Annotated in this window: 3 protein-coding genes; all 3 read left to right on the top strand. The window is 67.2% G+C overall.

Annotated elements, in window-relative coordinates:
• On the top strand, positions 1–1,197 hold a 1,197-nt coding region (rpoN, locus tag MTR62_RS20465; RefSeq protein ID WP_244024425.1), incomplete at its 5' end, for an RNA polymerase factor sigma-54.
• Between the two features lie 350 nt (positions 1,198–1,547).
• A complete protein-coding gene (locus MTR62_RS20460) occupies positions 1,548–3,116 on the top strand; it encodes a glycosyltransferase (protein ID WP_456152717.1) in 1,569 nt (522 codons plus the stop codon).
• Between the two features lie 169 nt (positions 3,117–3,285).
• Positions 3,286–3,484: ATP-binding cassette domain-containing protein (locus MTR62_RS20455; RefSeq protein ID WP_244024421.1), on the top strand; the 199-nt coding region annotated here is incomplete at its 3' end.

Genomic DNA, 3,484 nt, shown 5'->3' with positions numbered 1-3,484 from the left:
GAGCCGACCGGCGAGCGCAGCGCCGCGGGCGAAGCCGACTGGGGCGCGGCGATCGTCTCGGGGCCGGGCGAGGAAGGGCCGGGCATCGACGAGCGCGGCGGCGCGGGGGAAAGTCTTGCCGCGCATCTCGACGCGCAAGTCGGCGCGCTGACCGACGATCCCATCCTCTCCGGCACCGCGCGCTACATCATCGGCCTGCTCGACGAAGCCGGCTACCTGCCCGTGCGGCTCGACGATATCGCGATGGACCTGGGCGTTGCGCGCGCGGTGGTCGAGGCCGGGCTCCGGCTCGTCCAGACGCTCGAGCCGACCGGGGTGGGCGCGCGCACGCTGTCCGAATGCATCGCGCTCCAGGCGATCGAGGCGGACCGCCACGATCCGTGCATGGCCCGGCTGATCGAAAACCTCGACCTTGTCGCGCGCGGCGACCTCTCGCGGCTCAAGCGCTTGTGCGCGGTGGACGACGAGGACATGGCGGACATGCTGGCCGAGCTGCGCGGGTACGATCCCAAGCCGGGGCTGCGCTTCGGGGGGGAGACTTTGGGCGCGGTGACGCCCGACATCCTGGTCACCGCGCGCGCCGACGGGGGGTGGGACATTCGCCTGAACGAGGCGACGCTGCCGCGCCTGATCGTCAATCGCGGCTACTATGTTGAACTCAAGGGGACTTGCGAGGACAAGACCTCGCGCGCCTGGCTGTCGGAGAAGCTGGGCGATGCGAACTGGCTGATCAAGGCGCTCGACCAGCGGCAGAAGACGATCCTCAAGGTGGCGAGCGAACTGGTCAAGCAGCAGGACGGGTTCTTTCGCCATGGCGTCTCGCAGCTGCGCCCGCTGACCTTGCGGGCGGTGGCCGAGGAGATCGGCATGCACGAATCGACCGTCAGCCGCGTGACCTCCAACAAGTACCTCAACTGCGCGCGCGGGACCTACGAGCTGAAATACTTCTTCAGCTCGGGCGTCGCCTCGGCGAGCGGGGAGGGCGGGGCCTCGGCCGAGGCGGTCAAGGCCGCGATCAAGCAGCTGATCGACGCCGAAGACCCCAAGGCAGTGCTGTCCGACGATACCCTGGTCGACCTGCTCAAGGAGAAGGGCTTCGAACTGGCCCGGCGTACCGTCGCCAAATACCGCGAGGCGATCGGGCTGGGTTCCTCGGTCCAGCGCCGGCGCCAGAAGAAGATCGCGGCGGGCGGCTGACAGACCCGATTTTTACGCTGTTTTTCAAGCGCTAGGATCGTTTGGTAAGAGGCCGGATACGCCGGTTTGCCCCAGGCACCGGGCCAATCATGCTGATTACAGCATTGTAATGATCGCGCTATCATGGTTAGGATCGATGCCGAAACGCCCGACCCGGGCGGCTGACGCCTGCTCCTTTCTTCCGGTTGCCTGGCCCATGGTGGGCCACGACAGCCGGAAGAAAGGGGATTTTTGCTGCCGGTCCAGCGCTTTGCGACAGCCGCCCGAGGGAACCTGCGTAGGGTGTGTTTCGGTGATCGTTGACCTTGTCCGATTAGCGTCGCTCGGGTTTGGAGCCTTGGCAATGCGCCATGGCGTCGGCCCTGGGGAGGCGCGCCGCGATGATCCCGAAGACGTTCCATTTCATCTGGGTCGGCGATGACAGCCGCCGTCCCGACAACTGCATCGACACCTGGCGCGCGGCGCATCCTGATTGGGATTTCACGCTCTGGGGCAACGCCGAACTGGAAGGGCGCGACTGGATCAACGCCGCGCACATGAAGGCGATGGCCGCGCGCGAATGGAACGGCGTGGCCGACATGATGCGCTGGGAGATCCTCCACGAACGGGGCGGCATCGTGTTCGACGCCGATTCGGTCTGCGTTCGCCCGCTCGACGAGGCGCTGCTCGACTGCCCGGCTTTCGCCTGCTGGGAAAGCGAGATCGCCCGGCCCGGCCTCATCGCGGCGGGGTACTTCGGCTGCGAGGCGGGCAATCCTTTCGTGAAGAGCATCATCGATACGATTGCCGCAGCCCCCTCGGTGGTCGAGGACATGGCCTGGAAGACGGTGGGGCCCTTGCGGCTGACCGAGTGCTACCGCGCCGCGGGCTACTCCCCCTTGCGGATCTACCCCAGCCACTACTTCATTCCGCGCCATTTTACCGGGGTGACCTACCAGGGCAGCGACCCGGTCTACGCGCACCAGCTCTGGGGCTCGACCGCGCGCAGCTATGACCGACTGCACACGATAGATGTCAGCCAAATCGGGCAATCGGATGGGCCATCGGGTGGGCCATCCGGCGCGGGGGACGCGCCGGAANACCAGCTCTGGGGCTCGACCGCGCGCAGCTATGACCGACTGCACACGATAGATGTCAGCCAAATCGGGCAATCGGATGGGCCATCGGGTGGGCCATCCGGCGCGGGGGACGCGCCGGAAGGGCAGGCCGCCGCGCCCGCCGTCGCGGTCCCCGCACCGCAGGCCGCGCCCGCAGAGGCGGGCGTGGATAGCGCTGCGCAAGCCCCCGCACCGCGCACTTCGCCGCTTGAGCGCATTCACGCGCCCTATTTCCTCCAGCGTGTGCCGGTGGGTTCGGAACTGGCGCGCCTGCCAAGGCTGGAGGTCTTCGCGAGCCTGCTCAAGGGGCAGCGGGTGCTCCACGTGGGCTGTGCGGACTGGCCGATCACCGACCCGGCGACCTCGCTTCATGTCCGGCTCGAAGCGCATTGCGCGCAGCTCGACGGGCTCGACCCGCACGGCGAGGCGCTGGCCCAGTTGGCGCCGCACGTGCGCGGTGCGCTCTACACCGATTTTTCGCAGGTGACGGCCCAGTACGACGTCGTGTTGGTGCCCGAGGTCATGGAGCATGTCCCCGATGTCGCGGGGTTCCTGCGCGATCTTGAGAGCGTGGATGCGGCGATGTACCTGATCTCGGTGCCCGACGCCTTCCAGTGCCGGGCGCGCCATTTCGACTATCTGGCCGAGAGCGAGACTTTTCTCGAAGGCGTTCATCCCGACCATAACGTCTGGTACACCCCCTACACGTTCGCCAACACGCTGCGCAAATACAGCCAGCTCGACCTGCAGCGGATGTGGTTCTTCAACGGCATCTCGCTGCTCGCACTGCTCAGCCGCCGCGCGGTGGCCGAGGCGGCCTGAAGTTCGTCGGCTGACCGGCTCGCCAGCACGCCAGCTTGCAGACTCCCTTGCCTACGGGCGCTGGTTTGCCTTAAAGGCGGGAGGCACGTCAGCCAGAGGAGACCGCACACCGTGATTTCGTGAACCGCAGAACAAACCCTTGTCTGTTGGTTCTTGCACAGGTGTGCCCATGTCCGATTTCGCTTCTTCCGCGCATGCGGGGGCCGTCCTCACGCTTGACGGCGTTTCCATCCATTCTCCATCCGGGCAGGCGCTTTTCCCGCCGCTCCATCTGGCGATCGGGCGCGAGCGCGTGGGGCTTGTCGGGCGCAACGGCTGCGGCAAGTCGAGCCTGCTGCGCGCGCTGGCGGGGCCGGGCGTGCCCGCGC

Origin of the sequence: Novosphingobium organovorum, assembly GCF_022832435.1 — a bacterium.
GTDB classification, from domain to species: domain Bacteria; phylum Pseudomonadota; class Alphaproteobacteria; order Sphingomonadales; family Sphingomonadaceae; genus Novosphingobium; species Novosphingobium organovorum.
The sequence above is the reverse complement of the archived record's forward strand: the minus strand, read 5'-3'. Positions and strand labels throughout refer to the sequence as shown.